19 protein-coding genes, 1 other RNA gene and 2 pseudogenes are annotated in these 18738 nt (G+C 54.0%); 10 read left to right on the top strand and 12 right to left on the bottom strand.

The window, feature by feature from the left end:
* The first annotated feature begins 118 nt into the window (after positions 1 to 118).
* The 3 genes from RW65_RS21555 (at position 119) to pnuC (ending at position 2229) form a co-directional block, all read left to right on the top strand.
* Positions 119 to 254, top strand: a non-coding RNA gene (locus RW65_RS21555) — RtT sRNA.
* A 174-nt stretch (positions 255 to 428) separates the two neighbouring features.
* The gene (gene nadA, locus RW65_RS03010) at positions 429 to 1472 is read left to right on the top strand and encodes a quinolinate synthase NadA (RefSeq protein ID WP_039055194.1); all 1044 of its coding nucleotides are present in this window, start codon (positions 429 to 431) and stop codon (positions 1470 to 1472) included.
* Between the two features lie 37 nt (positions 1473 to 1509).
* The gene (gene pnuC, locus RW65_RS03005) at positions 1510 to 2229 is read left to right on the top strand and encodes a nicotinamide riboside transporter PnuC (RefSeq protein WP_039055193.1); all 720 of its coding nucleotides are present in this window, start codon (positions 1510 to 1512) and stop codon (positions 2227 to 2229) included.
* Here pnuC and zitB read toward each other — a convergent pair.
* Positions 2226 to 3158, bottom strand: coding sequence for a CDF family zinc transporter ZitB (gene zitB / locus RW65_RS03000; RefSeq protein ID WP_039055192.1), 933 nt, complete (start codon positions 3156 to 3158; stop codon positions 2226 to 2228). The two genes, pnuC and zitB, sit on opposite strands and share 4 nt — an antisense overlap.
* Before the next feature lie 117 nt (positions 3159 to 3275).
* A complete protein-coding gene (locus tag RW65_RS02995) occupies positions 3276 to 3662 on the bottom strand; it encodes a protein YbgS (protein ID WP_039055191.1) in 387 nt (128 codons plus the stop codon).
* 316 nt (positions 3663 to 3978) lie between these two features.
* Here RW65_RS02995 and aroG point away from each other — a divergent pair, with 316 nt between their 5' ends.
* The gene (gene aroG / locus RW65_RS02990; protein WP_039055190.1) at positions 3979 to 5031 is read left to right on the top strand and encodes a 3-deoxy-7-phosphoheptulonate synthase AroG; all 1053 of its coding nucleotides are present in this window, start codon (positions 3979 to 3981) and stop codon (positions 5029 to 5031) included.
* A 57-nt stretch (positions 5032 to 5088) separates the two neighbouring features.
* Here aroG and gpmA read toward each other — a convergent pair whose 3' ends face one another.
* The 9 genes from gpmA to modE all read right to left on the bottom strand — a co-directional run bounded on the left by gpmA (position 5089) and on the right by modE (position 14645).
* Complete coding sequence (gpmA, locus tag RW65_RS02985) at positions 5089 to 5841, bottom strand: 2,3-diphosphoglycerate-dependent phosphoglycerate mutase (RefSeq protein WP_039055189.1); 753 nt, start codon at positions 5839 to 5841, stop codon at positions 5089 to 5091.
* Between the two features lie 207 nt (positions 5842 to 6048).
* Positions 6049 to 7089 carry a galactose-1-epimerase gene (gene galM, locus RW65_RS02980; protein ID WP_039055187.1) on the bottom strand — a complete coding sequence of 347 codons (1041 nt, stop codon included), beginning with the start codon at positions 7087 to 7089 and terminating at the stop codon, positions 6049 to 6051.
* Positions 7083 to 8231 carry a galactokinase gene (gene galK / locus RW65_RS02975; protein ID WP_039055186.1) on the bottom strand — a complete coding sequence of 383 codons (1149 nt, stop codon included), beginning with the start codon at positions 8229 to 8231 and terminating at the stop codon, positions 7083 to 7085. Before galK ends, galM begins: the two co-directional genes overlap by 7 nt.
* Positions 8232 to 8233: 2 nt before the next feature.
* Positions 8234 to 9280 (bottom strand): galactose-1-phosphate uridylyltransferase, encoded by a 1047-nt coding sequence (gene galT / locus RW65_RS02970; RefSeq protein WP_039055185.1) that lies wholly within the window; start codon positions 9278 to 9280, stop codon positions 8234 to 8236.
* Positions 9281 to 9290: 10 nt separating this feature from the next.
* Positions 9291 to 10307 carry a UDP-glucose 4-epimerase GalE gene (gene galE, locus RW65_RS02965; RefSeq protein WP_039055183.1) on the bottom strand — a complete coding sequence of 339 codons (1017 nt, stop codon included), beginning with the start codon at positions 10305 to 10307 and terminating at the stop codon, positions 9291 to 9293.
* A 217-nt stretch (positions 10308 to 10524) separates the two neighbouring features.
* The gene (locus RW65_RS02960) at positions 10525 to 11220 is read right to left on the bottom strand and encodes a site-2 protease family protein (protein ID WP_231564352.1); all 696 of its coding nucleotides are present in this window, start codon (positions 11218 to 11220) and stop codon (positions 10525 to 10527) included.
* Between the two features lie 3 nt (positions 11221 to 11223).
* Entirely contained in the window at positions 11224 to 12144 is a 921-nt protein-coding gene (locus RW65_RS02955; protein ID WP_039055182.1) for a DUF2167 domain-containing protein, read from the bottom strand.
* 175 nt (positions 12145 to 12319) lie between these two features.
* Positions 12320 to 13789 carry a molybdate ABC transporter ATP-binding protein ModF gene (gene modF / locus RW65_RS02950; RefSeq protein WP_039055181.1) on the bottom strand — a complete coding sequence of 490 codons (1470 nt, stop codon included), beginning with the start codon at positions 13787 to 13789 and terminating at the stop codon, positions 12320 to 12322.
* 67 nt (positions 13790 to 13856) lie between these two features.
* On the bottom strand, positions 13857 to 14645 hold the full coding sequence (modE, locus tag RW65_RS02945; RefSeq protein WP_039055180.1) for a molybdenum-dependent transcriptional regulator: 789 nt from the start codon (positions 14643 to 14645) through the stop codon (positions 13857 to 13859).
* A 164-nt stretch (positions 14646 to 14809) separates the two neighbouring features.
* Here modE and RW65_RS21550 point away from each other — a divergent pair, with 164 nt between their 5' ends.
* The 4 genes from RW65_RS21550 to modC all read left to right on the top strand — a co-directional run bounded on the left by RW65_RS21550 (position 14810) and on the right by modC (position 17663).
* Positions 14810 to 14959 carry an AcrZ family multidrug efflux pump-associated protein gene (locus tag RW65_RS21550; protein ID WP_039055178.1) on the top strand — a complete coding sequence of 50 codons (150 nt, stop codon included), beginning with the start codon at positions 14810 to 14812 and terminating at the stop codon, positions 14957 to 14959.
* A 179-nt stretch (positions 14960 to 15138) separates the two neighbouring features.
* Positions 15139 to 15915 (top strand): molybdate ABC transporter substrate-binding protein, encoded by a 777-nt coding sequence (modA, locus tag RW65_RS02935; protein WP_039055177.1) that lies wholly within the window; start codon positions 15139 to 15141, stop codon positions 15913 to 15915.
* Positions 15912 to 16601, top strand: coding sequence for a molybdate ABC transporter permease subunit (gene modB / locus RW65_RS02930; RefSeq protein ID WP_039055176.1), 690 nt, complete (start codon positions 15912 to 15914; stop codon positions 16599 to 16601). The genes modA and modB overlap by 4 nt, the downstream gene beginning before the upstream one ends.
* Positions 16602 to 16604: 3 nt before the next feature.
* Positions 16605 to 17663 (top strand): molybdenum ABC transporter ATP-binding protein ModC, encoded by a 1059-nt coding sequence (gene modC, locus RW65_RS02925; RefSeq protein WP_039055175.1) that lies wholly within the window; start codon positions 16605 to 16607, stop codon positions 17661 to 17663.
* Between the two features lie 79 nt (positions 17664 to 17742).
* On the opposite strand, the pseudogene RW65_RS22540 reads toward modC, so the two are convergent.
* Positions 17743 to 17838 (bottom strand): annotated as a pseudogene (locus tag RW65_RS22540) (pyridoxal phosphatase); the annotation flags it as partial.
* A gap of 68 nt (positions 17839 to 17906) precedes the next feature.
* Between RW65_RS22540 and RW65_RS22535 the strand changes: the two are divergent.
* Positions 17907 to 18367 (top strand): annotated as a pseudogene (locus RW65_RS22535) (STM2901 family protein).
* Entirely contained in the window at positions 18352 to 18681 is a 330-nt protein-coding gene (locus RW65_RS02920; protein ID WP_156123953.1) for a DUF1493 family protein, read from the top strand. The pseudogene RW65_RS22535 and the gene RW65_RS02920 overlap by 16 nt, the downstream one beginning before the upstream one ends.
* Positions 18682 to 18738: the final 57 nt, after the last annotated feature.

Genomic DNA, 18738 nt, shown 5'->3' with positions numbered 1-18738 from the left:
TTCGAATCCTGCACGACCCACCAATGTAAAAAAGCGCCCTAAAGGCGCTTTTTTGCTATCTGCTTCAAATCGAAGATTCGACAAAATCGTCGGGAACGATTTTGAACAACGCGCAGCGTTGGCCCGCAGGGCGAGTCTCAGGATGAGACGAGTATCCCTGCGGCAGGTTCGAGTCGAACGAAGTGAGACAACGGAGCCGCTTGCGGCGACGACCCGAAGGGCGAGCGAAGCGAGTCATCCTGCACGACCCACCAATGTAAAAATGGCGCTGGCGGCGCTTTTTTGCTATCTGGCTTTCTACAAAATTCCCCACGACTTTTTCTGTCCAATCGGCTATCTTGTTTAGTATATAAAACAACGGAGCGCTGACGGACGGTTCCGCAGACGTTGATCCGGTTATTAAGTTAAGCAAGCCAAACGAGAGCATGATGAGCGTAATGTTTGATCCAGAAAGCGCAATTTATCCATTCCCGGCCAAGCCCGCACCGTTAAACCCGCAAGAGAAGCAGTTTTATCGCGAAAAGATCAAACGCTTACTTAAAGAGCGTGATGCGGTAATGGTCGCGCACTACTATACCGACCCGGAAATACAGCAGCTTGCGGAAGAGACCGGCGGCTGTATCTCTGACTCGCTGGAGATGGCGCGGTTTGGTGCCAGGCATTCCGCCTCGACTTTACTGGTGGCCGGTGTGCGTTTTATGGGGGAAACCGCCAAAATCCTCAGCCCGGAAAAAACCATTCTGATGCCAACGCTGCAGGCGGAATGCTCTCTCGATCTTGGCTGTCCAATTGACGAGTTCAGCGCCTTTTGCGATGCGCACCCGGATCGTACCGTGGTGGTTTACGCCAACACGTCTGCGGCGGTGAAAGCGCGTGCTGATTGGGTAGTGACATCCAGTATCGCCGTCGAACTGATTGAACATCTCGATAGCCTGGGTGAAAAAATTATCTGGGCTCCGGATCGTCATCTTGGCAGCTATGTACAAAAGCAGACCGGCGCGGATGTGTTGTGCTGGCAGGGTGCCTGTATTGTGCATGATGAATTTAAAACCCAGGCGCTCACGCGCATGAAAGCGCTCTACCCGGATGCTGCCATTCTGGTGCATCCTGAATCGCCACAATCGGTGGTGAGCCTGGCGGACGCCGTCGGTTCAACCAGTCAGCTTATCGCTGCGGCGAAAACCCTGCCGCACCAGCAGCTTATCGTCGCCACTGACCGAGGTATTTTTTATAAAATGCAGCAGGCGGTTCCGGAAAAAGAGTTGCTGGAAGCGCCGACGGCAGGCGAGGGCGCAACCTGCCGCAGCTGCGCGCACTGCCCGTGGATGGCGATGAACGGCCTGAAAGCCATTGCCGAAGGTCTCGAAAACGGCGGCGCAGAACATGAAATCCATGTTGATGCTGCGTTGCGCGAGGGGGCTCTATTGCCGCTTAACCGCATGCTCGATTTTGCGGCTACACTACGTTCTTAATTAAATTCAATGCGTAGCGATACGCTCTGGGGTAAGAATGGATTTTTTCAGTACGCAGAATATTCTGGTGCATATTCCCATCGGCACGGGCGGGTACGATCTCTCATGGATTGAAGCCACAGGTACGCTGGCAGGCTTGTTGTGCATCTGGCTCGCCAGCCTTGAGAAGATCAGCAATTACGCGTTTGGCCTGATCAACGTGACGCTGTTTGCCATCATCTTTTTTCAGATCCAGCTCTACGCCAGTTTATTGCTGCAGCTGTTTTTCTTTGCCGCCAATATTTATGGCTGGTACGCCTGGTCGCGGCAAACCGCGCACAACGAAGCGGAGCTACAAATCCGCTGGCTGCCGCTGCCTAAAGCGTTAACGTGGCTGGGTGTGTGTGTCGTCGCCATTGGCTTAATGACCTTCTTTATCGATCCGGTATTTGCCCTTCTGACGAAAATCGCCGTGGCGGTTATGCAAACCGTCGGCATAGACGTAGCGATGCCGCAGCTGCAGCCAGACGCGTTTCCGTTCTGGGATTCCTGCATGATGGTGCTCTCTATCGTCGCGATGATTCTAATGACGCGTAAATATGTTGAAAACTGGCTGTTATGGGTGGTGATTAACGTTATTAGCGTGGTGATATTCGCCTTGCAGGGCGTGTGGGCAATGTCGGTGGAATATATGATCCTCACCTTTATTGCCCTGAACGGCAGTCGGATGTGGATTAATAGCGCGCGTCAGCGAGGCTCTCACGCGCTTTCTCATTAATGATGATGTGCTGAGTGGTGGTCAGGCTGCGTCTCGCCAAGGTCGCAGTCTGGCCCGCTACAGGGCTGATACTCCATTTGCACCGTCGCATGGGCAATCTGATAATGGTGCGCCAGAAAGTGATGTATCTTACCGAGCAGCTTATCGTGATCGCGCGGCGGTATCACCTGTACATGCAGGGTCATCAGCGGCTTTTCTCCAACTAACCAGACATGCACGTGATGGACATCGCGCACCTCAGGGATAGCGCGGCGCAAATGGCGTTTTAACGCGCCAATATCCAGCGAAGCCGGCGCGCCTTCCAGCAGTTCATTCACGCTCTCGCGCAGCAGATGCCACGCGCTACGCAGTACTAACGCCGAAACCAGCACGGAAAGTATTGGGTCAACGGGCGTCCAGCCGGTGAACATAATCACCAGCGCCGCGACGATGGCACCAACGGAACCCAGTAAGTCACCCAGCACATGCAGCGCGGCAGCGCGAACATTCAGGTTCTTCTCCTCACTTCCCCGATGCAGTAGCCAAAACGAGAGCAGGTTTGCTACCAGACCGGCGATAGCAATCACCATCATGGTCAAACCGGCCACGGGTTGCGGATGGGCGAAACGTTGGATCGCTTCCCAAACAATCCACACGGTAATAACTACCAGCGCCAGCGCATTCACAAATGCCGCAAGAGTGGTGAGGCGAAGCCAGCCAAAGGTACGCTGAGCGCTGGGCGGCTGGCGGGCAAAAAAGACGGCTAACAAGGCAAAAAGCAGCGCGGCGGCATCCGTCAACATGTGTCCCGCGTCGGCAAGCAGCGCCAGAGATCCTGAAACCAGACCGCCGATGATTTCGATAACCATGAAAACGACGGTGACGATAAATGCCAGCAACAGACGACGGCCGTTAGCGTCGGCGGGCGAGTGCGAGTGTGAATGCGCCATTGATCGGGCTTCCCTTTAAAAAATATAAACGCCGTACATCATTGCAGATTTTTTCACACTACGGAGAAAAAAATAAGGAGAGCCGAAGCTCTCCTGAGAGGTTAACGCAGCGGGGGGTTACTGCGTTGTACCGTCGGTTTTATGATTTACTTCATGGTTAGTGCCGCTTTTGGTACCAACCTTTTTATTCACGTCCGGGCAACGACCATCTTTACACATACTGTTTTTATGCACTTCGCTTTTGCTCATGTGCTGTTTAGATGTGCTCTGAGTAGTAGAGTTGGTATTGGTGTTATTCATGTTGCCGTTATTGATCTGGCTGTTGTCCACGTTATTTGGCGCGATATTTTGTTTGGCATCCGGTGCCGGCTGGCCTGCAGCCGCTGCCGCATTAGCGTCACCGTTGCTATCGCCAGTAGATGTGGCGTCTGCCGCATAGGCGCTAGCGCCTGCCAGAGTCAGCGTGGTCGTCAATAAAAGAGTCGCTAATTTATTCATTTTCATCATGATGCTCCTGTTCCGGTCGTTTTTACCGCGATGGATGCCGATAAAAGCAGCGCGAACAAATTATCACGCTCAGTGGTTTAAGAAGCCATTCATGCGTCATAAGGCAGCATAGAATAGCGCTAAAAGGAAAAATAAAAGTGTTTACAGTTAAAAAGTGTAGCCGTGATATCTCCAGGCGCTACTTTTTACGTCGATTTACCTGCATTCCAGGAATTATCCGCCCGCAGTGTAAAATCGCGTTTACACTTGGCAGCCGACAAGTTAGATTGGAAAGATTGCATTCATTACAAAAAGTATGACCACTGGAAAGATCATGAATTATCAGAACGACGATTTACGCATCAAAGAGATCAATGAGTTATTGCCTCCCGTAGCGCTCCTTGAAAAATTCCCTGCCACCGAAACCGCCGCCAATACGGTCGGTTGTGCACGCAAAGCGATCCACAAAATCCTCAACGGCAACGACGATCGTCTGCTGGTGGTGATCGGTCCTTGTTCTATTCATGATCCTGCGGCGGCGAAGGAGTACGCCTCGCGTCTGCTGGCATTACGTGAGGAACTGAAAGGCGAGCTGGAAATCGTTATGCGCGTCTACTTTGAAAAGCCCCGCACCACGGTGGGCTGGAAAGGGCTGATTAACGATCCGCATATGGATAACAGCTTCCAGATCAACGATGGCTTACGCATCGCGCGCAAACTACTGCTGGAGATCAACGACAGCGGTTTACCGGCCGCCGGTGAATTCCTCGATATGATCACGCCACAGTATCTGGCGGATCTGATGAGCTGGGGCGCGATTGGCGCGCGTACCACCGAGTCGCAGGTGCACCGTGAACTCGCATCCGGTCTCTCCTGTCCGGTTGGCTTCAAAAACGGTACCGATGGCACCATTAAAGTGGCTATCGACGCAATCAACGCCGCAGGCGCGCCGCACTGCTTCCTGTCGGTGACCAAATGGGGTCACTCGGCCATTGTGAACACTGCGGGGAATGGCGACTGCCATATTATTCTGCGCGGCGGCAAAGAGCCGAATTACAGTGCCAAACACGTTGCGGAAGTAAAAGCCGGTCTGCAAAAAGCCGGGCTGCAACCGCAGGTGATGATTGACTTCAGCCATGCAAATTCCAGCAAGCAATTTAAAAAGCAGATGGAAGTGGGCAACGATATATGCCAGCAGATTGCCGGTGGTGAAAAGTCAATTATCGGCGTGATGATCGAAAGTCATCTGGTGGAAGGAAATCAGAGCCTGGAGAGCAGTGAACCGCTGGTGTACGGCAAAAGCGTGACGGACGCCTGCATCGGCTGGGATGACACGGGTACTATTCTGCACCAGCTGGCGGCGGCGGTAAAAGCACGACGCGGCTAACGTTCGGGCAAATAAAAAAGCGTGGAAAGTTCCACGCTTTTTTTATCGGCGAAAAACTTACTTCGCTTTGCCCTGGTTCGCTACCGCAGCAGCTTTCGCGGCGATCTCATCCGCATTACCCAGGTAGTAGTGTTTCAGCGGTTTGAAGTTTTCATCGAACTCATACACCAGCGGAACGCCGGTCGGAATGTTCAGTTCGAGGATCTCTTCTTCGCTCATGTTATCAAGGTATTTCACCAGCGCGCGCAGGGAGTTACCGTGAGCGGCAATGATCACGCGCTCGCCGCTTTTCAGGCGCGGCAGAATGGTGTCGTTCCAGTAAGGAATCACGCGATCGATGGTCAGTGCCAGGCTTTCCGTCTGCGGCAGCTCTGCTTCAGTCAGTTTTGCATAACGCGGATCGTGACCCGGGAAACGCTCATCATCTTTGGTCAGCGCGGGCGGGGTTACGGCAAAGCCGCGACGCCACTGTTTAACCTGATCGTCACCATATTTTTCAGCGGTTTCCGCTTTGTTCAGACCCTGCAGCGCACCGTAGTGACGCTCGTTCAGTTTCCAGCTTTTCTCCACCGGTAACCATGCCTGATCCAGTTCGTCCAGCACGTTCCACAGCGTGTGGATGGCACGTTTCAGCACAGAGGTATAAGCAAAATCGAAGGTGTAACCTTCCGCCTTCAGCAGTTTGCCTGCCGCCTTGGCTTCGCCAACGCCTTTCTCGGACAGATCAACATCGTACCAACCGGTGAAGCGGTTTTCATTGTTCCACTGGCTTTCGCCGTGACGAACCAGAACCAGCTTAGTAACAGCCATACACATACTCCTGTGAGCCTGATTGAATGATAACAATTCTCATTATATTGTCGGGGTGCAACCCCGGCAACGATTACCCATAACCATAGCGAAAATAGGCGCAGAGTGTAAGGTGCTTGTGAACCAGGGGTTATGCTTTTGTCGATAAGTGGCGCTTATTTCAGCAAAAAGCGCAAAAAAAAGCCCTCTACAAGGAGGGCGGGGGAATTACTGGGGAATAAAGTGATATTCCGTCAGGCTGACATAGACATCGCCGGGGAGTAAAAAACAGTCGGGCTGCGGGAAGTCCGGCCGATTCGGGCTGTCGGGCAAAAACTCACTTTCCAGCGCCAGACCTTGCCACTGACTGTAGGTTTTGCCGCCGCGCGCAGGCGTTCCTTCGAGGAAATTACCAGAATAGAACTGCAGCGCCGGGGCGCTGGTATAAACCGTCATTTGCAGCCGCTTATCCGCCGACCACAGATGCGCCGCCGGCTGGCTGACATCGCCTTTCGCCTGCAGCATAAAGGCGTGGTCGTAGCCTTTCACTACCCGCTGGTCGTCCTCTGTGAGGAAATCCTCGGCGATGGTTTTTGGTGTGCGGAAATCAAAACTGGTCTGCGCCACCTCTTTCAGGCCATCCGTTGGGATGCCCATCTCGTCCACCGGCAGATAGCTATCCGCCAGCAACTGTAGCGTGTGGTTGCGGACGTCATCCTGTTCGCCATCAAGGTTAAAATAGGCGTGATTGGTCAGGTTTACCGGGCAAGGCTTATCGGTGGTGGCGCGGTATTCAATGGCCAGCCGATTGTCATCGCCGAGGCGGAAGTGCGCGCGGGCGTGCACATTGCCCGGATAGCCCTGATCGCCGTCCGGCGAATTGAGGAAGAACACCACTTCGTTATCATTCTGCCGTTCGATGGACCAGCGGCGTTTATCAAAGCCTTCCGGCCCGCCATGCAGCTGATTTTCGCCCTGGCTTGGCAACAACGTATAGGTATGGCCATTCAGCGCGAAACGGCTGTTGGCGATGCGGTTGGCGTAGCGACCAATAGACGCGCCGAGGTAAGCGGTCTGTTCTAAATAGTGTTCCGGCGTCGCGCAGCCGAGCAGCGTTTCGCGTACGGAACCATCAGCCAGCGGCACGCGCGCGGATAACAGCGTCGCGCCCCAGTCCATTAATGTTACGACCATCCCGGCGTTATTACGCAGGGTGATCAGGCGAAAAGGCAGCCCGTCCGGGGCTGCGACACACGTTTCGTTTAGCACTGTCCTGCTCCCTGTGATGGTTTACAAACGTAGAAGGTTTCTTTGATCCCCGTTTTCGCTTCGTACTGGCTCTCTACCGCCTGTTTCACCGTCGGTACCAGCGCTTCAGGCACCAGCGCGACGATACAGCCGCCAAAGCCGCCGCCGGTCATACGCACGCCGCCTTGATCGCCAATTGTCTCTTTGACAATTTCTACCAGCGTATCAATTTGCGGCACGGTAATTTCAAAATCATCGCGCATCGAGGCGTGAGATTCCGCCATCAGCACGCCCATACGTTGTAGATCGCCTTTCTCCAGCGCCGTCGCGGCTTCAACGGTGCGGGCATTTTCTGTCAGAACATGACGCACGCGTTTAGCGACCAGCGGATCCAGCTCGTTGGCTACCGCATTGAACTGATCGAGGCTGACATCGCGCAGGGCTTTTTGCTGGAAGAAACGCGCGCCGGTTTCACACTGCTGGCGGCGAGTATTGTACTCGCTGCCCACCAGCGTACGTTTGAAGTTACTGTTGATAATAACGATTGCCACGCCTTGTGGCATCGACACCGCTTTGGTGCCCAGCGAGCGGCAGTCGATCAGCAGCGCGCTGCCTTTTTTGCCGAGCGCAGAGATAAGCTGATCCATAATGCCGCAGTTACAGCCGACAAACTGGTTTTCCGCTTCCTGACCGTTTAGGGCAATTTGCGCGCCATCCAGCGGCAGATGATAAAGCTGCTGGAAAACCGTGCCGACCGCCACTTCCAGCGAGGCGGAAGAGCTCAGACCCGCGCCCTGCGGCACGTTACCGCTGATCACCAGATCCGCGCCGCCAAAACCGGCGTCGCGTTTTTGCAGATGTTTCACCACGCCGCGCACATAGTTTGACCACTGTTGCGTGTCGTGCGTCACGATGGCTTCATCGAGGGAGAATTCATCGCTCTGGTTGTCGTAATCGGCGGCAATAACCCGCACGGTGCGATCGTTACGCGCAGCGCAGCTAATCACCGTCTGGTAATCAATGGCGCAGGGCAGGACAAAACCGTCGTTATAGTCGGTGTGCTCCCCAATCAGATTCACGCGTCCCGGTGCCTGAATGGTGTGGGTGGCAGGGTAGCCAAATTTTTCAGCAAACAGGGATTGTGTGTTCTCTTTCAGACTCATTGTTATTCTCCGGATTCGCGAAAATGAATATCACTGACTGCGCGCAGTCGCTCGGCGGCTTGTTCCGCCGTCAGGTCGCGCTGGGTTTCGGCAAGCATTTCATAACCGACCATAAATTTACGCACCGTGGCGGAGCGCAGCAGCGGCGGATAGAAATGGGCATGCAGCTGCCAGTGGCTATTCTCTTCGCCGTTAAACGGTGCGCCGTGCCAGCCCATTGAGTAGGGGAACGAGCACTGGAACAGGTTATCGTAGCGGCTGGTCAATTTTTTCAATGCCAGCGCTAAGTCGCGGCGCTGTTCATCAGTAAGATCGGTAATACGCTGGATCTGCGCTTTCGGCAACAGCAGCGTTTCGAAGGGCCAGGCCGCCCAGTAGGGCACCACCGCCAGCCAGTGCTCGGTTTCCACCACCGTACGGCTGCCGTCTTTCAGTTCGCGCTGAACGTAGTCCAGCAGCATCGGGGAGTGATGCTCGGCAAAATAGTCGCGCTGCAGGCGATCTTCGCGCTCCACTTCATTTGGCAGGAAGCTGTTCGCCCACACCTGACCGTGGGGATGGGGGTTGGAACATCCCATCGCCGCGCCTTTGTTCTCGAATACCTGTACCCACGGATAGTGCTGACCGAGTTCGGCGGTTTGTTGCTGCCAGGTTTCGACCACCACTTCCAGCGCATCAACGCTCAGTTCCGGCAGCGTTTTGCTGTGATCCGGCGAAAAGCAGATAACCCGGCTGGTGCCGCGAGCACTCTGGCTGCGCATCAGCGGATCGTGGCTTTCGGGCGCGTCAGGCGTGTCGGTCATCAACGCGGCAAAATCGTTGGTGAACACATAGGTGCCGGTGTAATCCGGGTTTTTATCGCCGGTTACGCGGGTATTGCCCGGACAGAGGAAGCAGTCCGGATCGTGTTTCGGCAGGGTCTGTTTCGCCGGCGTCTCTTGCGCCCCTTGCCAGGGGCGTTTTGCGCGATGGGGAGAAACCAGAATCCACTGACCGGTGAGCGGATTGTAGCGGCGATGTGGATGATCGACCGGATTAAATTGCGTCATTGCCATTCCTTTAATCGGGATAGCCTTGCGGATGGCGTGACTGCCAGCGCCAGGTATCTTCTGCCATTTCGTCAAGGGTTCGCGTTACGTGCCAGTTCAGCTCTTTCGCTGCTTTGCTGGCATCGGCCCAGTAGGCCGGGAGATCGCCATCGCGGCGCGGCGCATAGTGCCAGGCCACCGGTTTACCGCAGGCTTTACTAAAGGCATTCACCACATCGAGCACGCTGCTGCCAACGCCCGCGCCAAGATTATAAATATGCACGCCCGGCTTACCCGCCAGCTGCTGCATCGCGGCAACGTGGCCATCGGCCAGGTCCATTACGTGGATATAGTCACGTACGCCGGTGCCGTCCGGTGTCGGATAGTCGCTACCGAAAATGGCCAGCGAGTCGCGGCGACCGACAGCAACCTGAGCGATATACGGCATCAGGTTATTCGGGATGCCCTGCGGATCTTCGCCCATATCGCCTGACGGGTGCGCGCCAACCGGGTTGAAGTAGCGCAGCAGGGCGATGCTCCAGTCCGGCTGCGCTTTTTGCAGGTCGGTGAGGATCTGTTCGACCATCAGTTTGCTTTTGCCGTAAGGGCTTTGCGGGGTGCCGGTCGGGAAACTTTCGACATAAGGGATTTTCGGCTGGTCGCCATAAACGGTGGCGGATGAGCTAAAGATGAAGTTTTTCACGTTGGCGGCGCGCATAGCGTTAATCAGGCGCAGCGTGCCGTTGACGTTGTTGTCATAATATTCCAGCGGCTTCGCGACCGACTCGCCAACGGCTTTCAGCCCGGCGAAGTGAATGACCGCCTCAATAGCATGATCATGGAGGATTTCCGCAAGCAGCGCTTCATCACGGATATCACCTTCAACAAACAGCGCGGATTTTCCACCAAAGCGTTCGATTTCATTCAGTACGCTGCGCTTACTGTTACAAAGATTGTCGAGGATAATGACGTCGTGACCATTTTGCAGCAGCTGGACACATGTATGACTTCCAATGTAACCGCTACCACCGGTAACCAGAACTCGCATAATTCCCTCCATAAAGCATTTAATATGAGTAGACCTTAGCATAACAGAGCGGTCAAAACTGTGACACGGGATAAATTAGTGGAATCGTTTACACTCATTGTTCTACGCTACCGTTATGCCTCTGCATCCCAGAAAAAACCCGGTAAACCGGGCGTCATCCAGTATGAAGTAAAAAATCTGAAAATGGTTTCGTTGCGGCGTGGCAACGCAGACGTTCTCAGCGAAAGCCGGATAACGCCTGGTGCAGGTTATAAGTCATCAGAGAGAGCCAGGCAATCAGCCCGAAGTACAAAAGCGCATATTCCAGACGTTTGCCAGGGGTAAGCGTATCGATAACGGGCGTTTCATGACGCCGTGCCCACATTTGCGACGCGGCGAGAAAACAGACCACCAGCAACAGCGGATTGGGATGCAGCCAGAAGCAAGCCAGCAGCAAAGGAATACCGGGATACCACAGCTTGCGGGAGATGGCGACGCTAATGCGTCCGCCATCCAGCGGCGGCACCGGAATCAGATTAAACAGATTAAGGACAAAACCCGAAAAGGCTACCGCCATCAGCAACGAACTGGCGTAATACTCCGCCAGGTAGTAACAGGCGAGGGCGGCCAGCGAGCCGAGCAGCGGGCCGGCAATACCGACCCAGGCTTCTGTTTCCGCATCCGGGATCTCATCTTTGAGCGCGATCCATGCCCCGACGAAAGGGATAAACATCGGCAGGCCGGTGTCCAGGCCGCGCTGGCGCGCCGCCAGATAGTGCCCCAGCTCATGGAAAAACAGCAGCAGCACAAATCCTGTCGAATAGGGCCAGCCGAAGGCAAGGGCATAAGTAGCTATCGACAGCAGCATTGTCGCCCCTGAAAGAAAAAATTTTCCGAGGCTGGCTCCTTTTAACAGCAGCAACAGCAGGCTCATGGCTTATTCGGCTTTTTTGCGAAACAGCAATTTTTTGACACCCATCGCGAAGGCCGCCACGGCGATTGCCGCCAGCTTCCAGAACTTCAACAGCGTCACGCCAATCAGCGCCAGCAGCCCCAGTTTCTTCGCCGCCAGACCGCCAATCAGCGCCGCCAGGCCATATTCAGCAATCTTGTCGGTGGAGGCATTAAAGTCGCTGTATTTTTTGCCGTCGTTAAAGGTCACCGCATTGAGCAGCGTTTTGGCGAGGGGTTTTTCCTGCTCGACGGTACCGCGATCGGTGACCAGGTTCAGGGACAAATAGCCTTCACGCCCCAGCAGATAGGTGTTGTAGTTTACGCCCTGCTCTTTTTCCGGCACGTTACTGCCAATATTGCGGATTGCCGCTGACCAGATCAGGCGATGGCTTGCCTCGTCATAGGCCGGTTTTTCCACCCAGCCCAGCACCTCAATCGGCGCGATCCCTTTTTCGCTGCGCTCTTTATTGCCCGCTTTGGTGCCTTCCTGCAAATTACTCAGCAGCTCATCGGCATTCCAGTCTTTGGCATCATCATCTTTGATATAACCGGCTTTGTCATACTCAATGGAAATAAAACCAGAAACCGCATCATGAAATACCAGGCCATAAAAATAACTGTTATCAACGCGATTACCCAGCGCACGCATAAATACCGCAGCTTGCTGCGGTGGAATATAAGTGAAACCTTGCGGGAGATTCAGCACCGCCTGTTCGCCGAGATCAATTTTATGCGGGCCGTGAATGCTGGCGCGCTGCATATTTTCAACGGCTTGCTTTATTTGCATCTCTTGTGCTGAGGTGGATGTCTGCGCACTTTCTTCAGCGAATGCCGCCTGGTTTAAACCCAATAACATCGCCGCGGCCAGGGAAACGGCGCGGGTCATGCGGAGAAATTGATTCATAGTCGTCCCGTAATAATTCACCCGCCGTCCGTCGACGAGTTTTTTTCTTGCCATAACAAAAACTGGCCGCCGACAATTTTATGCTGCCAGCGAACCAGTCAGAGATCGTTATTATGTTGCTTATTTAAAGCGGGACTATTACATCATATCCGGCTAAGGGGGAACATCCCCCTAATTATTGTGGTGTCAGCCGATAGCGATATCCGTCGCCGTTGGGCACAAATTCCAGCCGGTGGGTAATACAGGCGGGCGCATCTGCGGCGTGATGGGAAACAAATAACAGCTGGGTTTCACCTTCGCTAATTAATACATCCACAAAGCGGCGAATAAGCTGGCGGTTTAAGGGATCAAGCCCCTGCAGCGGTTCGTCAAGAATCAATAATGTGGGATGTTTTACCAGCGCCCGCACAATCAGCGCCAGCCGCTGTTGTCCCCACGAAAGGCTATGAAACGGCGCGTCGGCAGTGCGCGCGTCAAAGCCTAAAATATCCAGCCAGCGCTGCGCCAGCTTGTGCTGCTTATCGGAAACTGCCTGATAAATGCCTATCGAATCGAAAAAGCCCGACAGGATCACATTGCGGACATTGGTGCTAACGCGATAGTCCAGATGCAGGCTGCTGCTGACATAACCAATATGTTTTTTGATATCCCAGATGGTTTCACCGCTGCCGCGACGGCGGCCAAACAGCGTCAGATCGTTGCTATAACCTTGCGGATGATCGCCGGTTATCAGGCTCAGCAGCGTCGATTTTCCCGCGCCGTTCGGGCCGATAATCTGCCAGTGTTCTTTTGGCTTCACCGCCCATGAAAGGTGATTAATAATGGGACGATCGTCATAGGAGACCACGCCATCGTTAAGCACAATCAGCGGCGCGTCTGCGGTCAGACTTTCCCGCGCGGGCGGCGCATCCGGCTCCGGCAGCACAATACCGGATAATTTTTCACTGTGGGCCAACTGAGCGATTAACGCCTGCTGCAACAGAGCGGTTTTTTCACCGGTTTCGGTGAGGGCGCAATCCACCAGCACCCCGGCGTGCTGCACAAAATCGGGGATTTCATCGAAACGGTTGAGCACCAGTACCAGCGTATAGCCATCGGCATTCAGGGTTGCCAGCAGATCCGCCAGTTGGGCGCGTGAATCAACATCCAGCCCATCGAAGGGTTCATCAAGGATCAGTAAATCCGGTGTCGACATCAGGGCCTGGCACAGCAGCGTTTTGCGGGTTTCGCCCGTCGATAGGTATTTAAATCGCCGGGTGAGCAGATGCGTGATGCCAAACTGCTCCGCTAACCGGGCGCAGCGCTGCGGGTCTTTTACCTCATCCTGGATAATATCGGCGGTGGTGCGCCCGGTATCTTCTTCTCCGGGGCTTAGCATATCGGTATTGTTGCGCTGCCACTCGTCGCTGACCAGCTTTTGCAACTGCTCGAAAGAGAGGCGGGTGAGGCGGGTAAACTGGCTCCGGTGCTCGCCCTGCAGTAAGGTCAGTTCGCCAGCCAGCGCGCGTGCCAGCGCCGACTTACCGCTACCGTTCGCGCCAACAAAAGCCCAACTTTCTCCCGCACGCAGCGTGAGCTGTTCAATATGCAGCGTGCGGGTGTCGCTAAGACGAAACGTACCTTGCGAAATTTGCAATGATGACATCGTGTATCCCATTTTTTGCAGCGTAGTTACTCAGGGATACGTGTAATGTCTTTGCTTGTCAATGCGATTAGCATAACGTGGCGATAATCACGCGATCGGCATTAAAAAATGCCACCACCTCGCGCTGTTCATGCAAATCATCCACCTGCTGGTTTGGCACCGTGGCGCACAGCGGCTGACCATCCGCTAGCGTCATCAGCACTTCGCTTTGCTGTTCACCGCGCTCAATATGGCTGATACGACCCTTAAGCTGGTTATCGGCACCGGCGGCTCGTGCGGGATCCGCGCTGATGTTCACCCACGGCGCTTTTAGCAACACCAGCACTTCTTTACCCTCATCCAGCCCAAGGCGCTCGCCGCTTTGTGCGGTCACCGCCACTTTCAGGCGGGTTTCGCCGTCCGCCAGCAGGACTTCCACATGTTGCTGCACGAGATGATGTTCGCGCGCCGTAATGGTGCCAAACCACTGATTGCGGGCGCTGGTCTGTAATGAGAAACGCGAAATCGCCGCCAGCAGGCTGTTTAACGGCAGGGCATCATCGTCGCTCAGTACGTCGAAGGCTTTTTGCTGAATCTGCGCCAGCAGATCGTACAGCTGAATCAGGCGCTGTCCGTAACGGGTGACTACCGCGCCGCCGCCGCCTTTGCCGCCGGTGGCGCGCTCAACCAGCGTCTGCTCGCTGAGCTGGTTCATCTCATTAATGGCGTCCCATGCGCTTTTATAGCTGATGCCGGCGTTCTTCGCGCCCTGGCTAATCGAGCCGGTTTCAACAATCTGTTTAAGCAGGGCGATACGGCGCGGGTCGGCGAAAAGACGCTGCTGGAGTTTGAGGGTAAGAAGAATTTCAGCCTGCATAACGCATTATCCTGGCAAAAGAACTATTGTGAAGGAAAACCGGCACTAAACCTAGCCTGCTGCGGCGTATAGCGCATTAAGCGGCAAGGCCAATCGCACAAAAGGCGAGTGTTTTGTACCTGAATCAGGCTAGAATGGCCCCCTCACAATATCAGGAGACGACCATGTTTGAGTTGTTGAAAAGTCTGGTTTTTGCCGTGATCATGGTTCCCGTGGTAATGGCGATTATCCTCGGGTTAATTTACGGCCTCGGTGAAGTGTTTAACCTGTTTTCCGGCGTTGGTCATCGCGACAAAAGCCGCCAGCAACGCTGAATCCCTCTTTTGAATGCCCGCTTATGCGGGCATTTATCTTTTCGCCATTAAGAAACTCTCCCTTCCTGCCGATAATTTCGTTTTACGTGCTACTTCTTGATGGGGAGTAACTGACGGCTGAAAACTCTGTTAATATCGTTATGTTTAAAACTATATAACGAAAATCACAGGAGTTATGCATGGCACGTACATGGTTACGCTTTGTTGCCGGGGCGACCTTAACCCTTTCTCTTGCCGGGCAGGTTCAGGCGGACGAAGGTAAAATTACCGTTTTTGCGGCGGCGTCATTGACCAACGCGCTGCAGGATATTGCGGCGGCGTATAAAAAAGAGAAAAACGTCGAAGTCGTCTCTTCCTTTGCCTCGTCTTCTACCCTGGCACGCCAGATAGAAGCGGGTGCGCCGGCGGATCTGTTTATCTCCGCCGATCAGAAATGGATGGATTACGCAGTAGACAAAAAAGCTATTGATAGCGCCACCCGTGAAACATTGCTGGGTAACAGCCTGGTCGTCGTCGCGTCGAAAGCCAGCGCGCAGGGCGATATCACGGTGAATGAGAAAACCGACTGGAACGCACTGCTGAAAGGCGGGCGGCTGGCGGTGGGCGATCCGCAGCATGTTCCGGCAGGGATTTACGCCAAAGAGGCATTGAGTAAACTGGGCGCCTGGGAAACATTGTCGCCGAAGCTGGCACCGGCGGAAGATGTTCGCGGTGCGCTGGCGCTTGTCGAGCGCAACGAAGCGCCATTAGGTATTGTTTACGGCTCTGACGCGGTCGCCAGCAAAGGGGTGAAAGTGGTCGGCACCTTCCCGGAAGCGTCGCACCAAAAAGTGGAATACCCGCTGGCCATGATCGATGGACATAAAAACGCGAGGGTAACGGCGTTTTATGACTATTTAAAAGGCCCGCAGGCTTCTCAAATATTTAAACGTTACGGATTTACAACGCACGAATGATATTGACGGATCCCGAATGGCAGGCGGTACTGCTGAGCCTGAAAGTCTCATCCCTGGCGGTCGTTTTCAGCTTGCCCTTTGGGATCTTCTTCGCCTGGCTGCTGGTACGGCGCTCGTTTCCCGGCAAAGCCTTGCTCGACAGCGTATTGCATCTGCCGCTGGTGTTGCCACCGGTGGTGGTCGGCTATTTATTGCTGGTGGCGATGGGCCGCCACGGTTTCATTGGTCAGTGGCTGTATGACTGGTTCGGCATTACCTTCGCCTTTAGCTGGCGCGGCGCGGTATTAGCCGCGGCGGTGATGTCGTTCCCGCTAATGGTGCGCGCCATTCGGCTGGCGCTGGAAGGGGTCGATAGCAAACTCGAACAGGCCGCCCGCACCTTAGGTGCCGGGCGCTGGCGTGTCTTTCTCACCATTACCTTACCGCTGACGCTGCCGGGCATTATTGTTGGCACCGTGCTGGCGTTTGCCCGTTCGCTGGGGGAATTTGGTGCAACCATCACTTTTGTTTCCAATATTCCTGGCGAAACCCGCACTATCCCCTCGGCAATGTACACGCTAATTCAAACCCCCGGCGGTGAAGGTGCTGCGGCGCGACTGTGTATTTTCTCCATCGTGCTGGCGCTGATTTCTCTGTTGGTTTCCGAATGGCTGGCGCGTCTCAGCCGCGAACGGACGGGGAGATAAACCATGCTGGAACTAAATTTTACCCAAACCCTGGGCACCCATCGTTTACGCATCGCGCAAGTTCTGCCTGCCAACGGCATTACGGCAGTATTTGGCGTTTCAGGTGCCGGAAAAACCTCGTTAATTAACGCCATTGCCGGGTTGACGCACCCGCAAGAGGGGCGCATCGCCCTCAACGATCGCCTGCTGTTTGATACCCAAAATAAGATTTGCCTGCCGCCGGAGAAGCGGCGCGTAGGTTACGTGTTTCAGGATGCGCGCCTGTTTCCCCATTATAAAGTGCGCGGCAATCTGCGTTACGGCATGGCGAAATCGATGGCCGGACAGTTTGATAAACTGGTGGCGCTGCTCGGTATTGAGCCATTGCTGGACAGGCTACCCGGCGGGCTTTCCGGCGGAGAAAAGCAGCGGGTGGCGATCGGTCGCGCGCTGTTAACCGCGCCGGAGCTCTTGTTGCTGGATGAACCGCTGGCGTCGCTGGATATTCCCCGCAAGCGCGAGCTGCTGCCCTACCTGCAACGGCTGGCGCGGGAGATCAATATCCCGATGCTCTATGTCAGCCACTCGCTGGAGGAGATCCTGCACCTGGCGGATAAGGTGCTGGTGCTGGAAGCGGGGGAAGTGAAAGCGTTCGGCAGCCTGGAAGATGTGTGGGGCAGCCGGGTAATGAACCCGTGGTTGCCGGCGGAGCAGCAAAGTAGCGTGCTGAAAGTTTCGGTGCTGGAACATCATCCGCACTATGCGATGACGGCGCTGGCGCTGGGCGATCAGCATCTGTGGGTCAACAAAGTCGATCTTCCGCTGCAAAGCGCGCTGCGGATTCGTATTCAGGCGACGGATGTTTCGCTGGTGCTGCAACCGCCGGTAAAGAGCAGTATCCGTAACGTTCTGCACGCAAAAGTGGCGCACTGTTTCGATGTTGACGGCCAGGTGGAAGTGCAGCTGGAAGTTGGGAGCCGCACGCTGTGGGCGCGCATCAGCCCGTGGGCCAGAGATGAACTGATGGTCAAGCCCGGCCAGTGGCTGTATGCGCAAATCAAGAGCGTCTCGATAACCGCCTGATAAGGCCCGAACCCGCTTTGACGTTTTACTTTTATCCGCCCCGGCTTGCGGGGCGACAAAAACAAAAGCGCAAGCCTGTTTACAGCAGATGTTCATTGATAAAGCGGGCAATGCTGTCGGTGGTATTATCGCCAATCACCACGTTTGCATGGGCTTTCACCGCGTCATCGGTATTCATGACCATTCGCACTAAAGAGAGTGGATATTGTATAATTGTTCGCCATGGTTACAAGGAGTCAGCAAATGGACACGACTGAAACATTAAATGGAACGTACTTCTTTGGCGGGTTATCTAACCTGACACCACAACAACTATGGTGGGCTATAACCATTGCTGTTGTGAGCGATCATCTGGGAATCTCAGCAGTTGATGCTGCTTTGGTGATCTCAGGTCAGCCGATTTTAAGAACCAGAACAAAACCAGGAACAGCAACGCCGGGTACGTCAATTGCTTCTAAGTACATCAGCAACTGGCTGAACTATAAACTGCCACGTGGGATGAGGTTGCCAACGTTGACAGGTAAAAACATCAACTCGTTACGATTAAGCTCAACCAATAACTTAGGTCGTTTCGTCGGTCGTAATGTTCCCTGGCTTGGTTGGGTAATGACTTTACCACAATTTATAACATTCAGAGAGATGTAAAGGATACTTACAACCGGGTAGCAGCTCCTAAAGATCGCATTCAATGGACATACTTCTAATGAGAGATATTGAGAAAGAAATCATCGATTTTATCGATCAGGAATATAACACTAAAAAATACTTTCTGTTTGGGGCAAAGCGTACTATTACGCTTGATACCAGTATTAGAGATGATTTGAAACTCGTATTTGAAGATAGTGAAGAGTTATTACAAGAATACTTCAAACGTTGGAACGTTGATCAAGCACAATTTGAAATACTTGACTATTTAAATCCACAGTACCTTGGAAGCAAAGAACCAGATCCCCATAAGCCTTTAACCGTTGGGTTGCTCGTTGAAAGTGCCAAAGTTGGATATTGGTTATATAGCTAAACATATAATATTGACTTAATATTAATTTAGAATTTTAACTTATCTACACTCTCATCC

Origin of the sequence: Enterobacter sp. Bisph1, assembly GCF_000814905.1 — a bacterium.
Classification (GTDB): Bacteria; Pseudomonadota; Gammaproteobacteria; order Enterobacterales; family Enterobacteriaceae; genus Kosakonia.
This window is presented reverse-complemented; position numbering and strand designations above follow the sequence as displayed.

Coding starts and splice junctions, on each gene's coding strand:
- RW65_RS02995 (WP_039055191.1), bottom strand. CDS start 3,662: ATGAAAATGAATAAATTAGCGACTCTTTTATTGACGACCACGCTGACT.
- galE (WP_039055183.1), bottom strand. CDS start 10,307: ATGCGAGTTCTGGTTACCGGTGGTAGCGGTTACATTGGAAGTCATACA.
- nadA (WP_039055194.1), top strand. CDS start 429: ATGAGCGTAATGTTTGATCCAGAAAGCGCAATTTATCCATTCCCGGCC.
- RW65_RS02955 (WP_039055182.1), bottom strand. CDS start 12,144: ATGAATCAATTTCTCCGCATGACCCGCGCCGTTTCCCTGGCCGCGGCG.
- RW65_RS02920 (WP_156123953.1), top strand. CDS start 18,352: ATGGACATACTTCTAATGAGAGATATTGAGAAAGAAATCATCGATTTT.
- galT (WP_039055185.1), bottom strand. CDS start 9,280: ATGACGCAATTTAATCCGGTCGATCATCCACATCGCCGCTACAATCCG.
- RW65_RS21550 (WP_039055178.1), top strand. CDS start 14,810: ATGTTTGAGTTGTTGAAAAGTCTGGTTTTTGCCGTGATCATGGTTCCC.
- modA (WP_039055177.1), top strand. CDS start 15,139: ATGGCACGTACATGGTTACGCTTTGTTGCCGGGGCGACCTTAACCCTT.
- zitB (WP_039055192.1), bottom strand. CDS start 3,158: ATGGCGCATTCACACTCGCACTCGCCCGCCGACGCTAACGGCCGTCGT.
- RW65_RS02960 (WP_231564352.1), bottom strand. CDS start 11,220: ATGAGCCTGCTGTTGCTGCTGTTAAAAGGAGCCAGCCTCGGAAAATTT.
- modF (WP_039055181.1), bottom strand. CDS start 13,789: ATGTCATCATTGCAAATTTCGCAAGGTACGTTTCGTCTTAGCGACACC.
- gpmA (WP_039055189.1), bottom strand. CDS start 5,841: ATGGCTGTTACTAAGCTGGTTCTGGTTCGTCACGGCGAAAGCCAGTGG.
- galK (WP_039055186.1), bottom strand. CDS start 8,231: ATGAGTCTGAAAGAGAACACACAATCCCTGTTTGCTGAAAAATTTGGC.
- aroG (WP_039055190.1), top strand. CDS start 3,979: ATGAATTATCAGAACGACGATTTACGCATCAAAGAGATCAATGAGTTA.
- modB (WP_039055176.1), top strand. CDS start 15,912: ATGATATTGACGGATCCCGAATGGCAGGCGGTACTGCTGAGCCTGAAA.
- pnuC (WP_039055193.1), top strand. CDS start 1,510: ATGGATTTTTTCAGTACGCAGAATATTCTGGTGCATATTCCCATCGGC.
- modE (WP_039055180.1), bottom strand. CDS start 14,645: ATGCAGGCTGAAATTCTTCTTACCCTCAAACTCCAGCAGCGTCTTTTC.
- modC (WP_039055175.1), top strand. CDS start 16,605: ATGCTGGAACTAAATTTTACCCAAACCCTGGGCACCCATCGTTTACGC.